General features: G+C 43.2%; 2 protein-coding genes. One reads left to right on the top strand and one right to left on the bottom strand.

Going from position 1 to position 2,301, the window contains the following annotated elements:
- Positions 1 to 54: 54 nt before the first annotated feature.
- Complete coding sequence (locus AC0UA9_RS17620; protein WP_475662072.1) at positions 55 to 957, top strand: LysR substrate-binding domain-containing protein; 903 nt, start codon at positions 55 to 57, stop codon at positions 955 to 957.
- Positions 958 to 1,533: 576 nt separating this feature from the next.
- On the opposite strand, the gene AC0UA9_RS17615 is transcribed toward AC0UA9_RS17620, so the two are convergent.
- On the bottom strand, positions 1,534 to 2,301 hold a 768-nt coding region (locus AC0UA9_RS17615), incomplete at its 5' end, for a shikimate dehydrogenase family protein (RefSeq protein ID WP_475662070.1).

The raw sequence follows: 2,301 nt of genomic DNA, 5'->3' as shown, positions 1-2,301 counted from the left end.
TATTAATTTTTGTAGAGTGATATCAAAAAAAACGAACGCTCAAGGTGACCCGTTATGGCACGTGATCTGTCACTACGAAAACTACGTTACTTCATGGCAGTGGCAAAAAGTGGGCGTGTGACTCAGGCGGCAGTTGATCTGAATGTGTCTCAGTCTTCGATCACTACAGGGGTTAAAGAGATTGAAGAGCAAATAGGCGTAGCGCTATTTAGACGGACTAGTCGCGGTATGACATTAACGAGAGAAGGCACGCGTTTTTTACAGCGTGTTAATTATGCATTTCAGGCACTAGATGATGCTTTTGAAGGCCTGACAGATACTCGGCCGACCCTGAAAGGCACATTGAGACTGGCTATGACATATACGGTAGCTGGCTATTTTATGCCTCCATTGCTGGCGCAATTTCAGCGCCGCTACCCCTGGGTTAAAGTTGAATTACATGAAGTGTCTCGCCCTGACATTGAACAGGGCCTGGCCTCAGGCGAATTCGATCTAGCCATCGTGCTGACTTCAAACATTGAGCACCATCAATGGTTAGAAAAAATGACACTTACACAATCTAGGCGTCGACTATGGGTTAATGGACAACATGAGCTGCTAAAGCGAGAAAGCATCACCCTAAAAGATATTGCTCATTACCCCTATATCATGCTGACCGTAGACGAAGCCGATCAAACGGCTCTGAACTACTGGAAACCAGAGGGCATCAGGACCAATATTTTATTTCGCACTTCTTCAGTAGAGGCGGTCCGCAGCATGGTGGCTAATGGAACCGGAGTAACCATTCTTTCGGACATGGTCTATCGCCCATGGTCACTGGATGGTAAACGCATCGAACATATTGAGTTAAGCAATCCCATTCCACCTATGGAGCTTGGTCTGTCATGGCCTCGTAACCGCCCACTTAGCCCAGCTGCCAAAGCTTTTTGCGACTTAGCCCAAGGGTTTTCAATATGAAAGTATTGAGAGCCTCTATATGAGTCAACTGTTTTTGTACCAACTTTGCCCGCAAAAACTGAGTGCAACACCTGAGCATTCCGATAAGATGTTTCCTCGTGCCATACATCAAACTCAGCATTGAAAATGCATGCCAGAATTCAGGTTGAACAAGCTCAAAGCATGAGCAAAGCAATGTTCTTCTGAAATAAAGGCTCTAGGTGCCAATTGGCTTTATCCAGTTCGATAAGCATACTCAGAATGCATTTATTTAGAGCTTAAGCGGTAAGTTTCGAAACGAATGCCTAAACTATCACTAATTCAGAGGCAAAAGCGGTAATAGGTGCGTGGCGAGATTATTAAACTACCTGCCGTCCAATGAATATGCTCAAAGAACGGCATAATGAGAAAAATCTAACTAATTCAGTAGTACTCATCTAGGCGAAAGATCTCTCGAAAATATCTCTATTTTACCTAACAGAGGTTATGAACGAATTACTGATCAAGTACTATTAAAAACCCACCGGCTTGTAATGAGCATATTGCACTCAGACTTCACATCCGCTTCCATTAAAAGGGTAGTCAAAAATACAAAACTCAAAGACCCAACGTTTTAATCATAAGCCTCAGCTGATTATTTAGCATAGGTAGTCCAGGCTGCACCATACAGCCCAGACTCTTTGCTTTCTTTAAAAGCTGAGTCTCTGAAGGATCCATAATAATATCAGCAACCAATTGATCTTTATTCAACTCATCAGTATCAAAGGGTAAAGGGTCATCATTTTTAAGCCCAAGTGACGTAGCATTAACAACAAGCTCATGACCTGCAGGGTTATTACTACCCAACACCACCTCAATATTAGGATGCTCTTTCTTAATACTTAAAACAAGCTCCTCTGCTTTCTTTAATGTTCTATTAAATATAGTAATTAGCGCAACATTCTCTTCTGCTAATGCAAAAGCGATAGCGCTAGCGGCGCCACCCGAACCAACTAAATAAACGGAGCGGCCTTCTGGTTCAAAGCCATTCTCTCTCAATCCCGCCACAAAGCCTTTTCCATCAAGGATATATCCATGATATCTCCCATCCGATGTGCGGCGGACTACATTAGTGGCTTGCGCACAACGCGCATCTGCTGTTAATTGATCGCACAAATGGGACATAGCCGTTTTATGAGGCACTGTCACTATGAAGCCGGCTAGGTTACGCATTGAAGATAAGCTTTTCACAAATGACTCAAGACAATCGCTATGCACATGAGCTGGTACCATAACAGCATCAATACCTTCCTCCTGGCATAAAGCATTAAATTTCTCTGGAGTTTTCACGTGTTCAATAGGATCAGCAACAATAAAGCATACTTT

It is taken from the genome of Colwellia sp. F1, from assembly GCF_056238625.1.
This window is presented reverse-complemented; position numbering and strand designations above follow the sequence as displayed.

Bases quoted from the DNA above. Each gene is read 5' to 3' on its own strand.
- AC0UA9_RS17620 (WP_475662072.1), top strand. From the start codon at position 55: ATGGCACGTGATCTGTCACTACGAAAACTACGTTACTTCATGGCAGTG.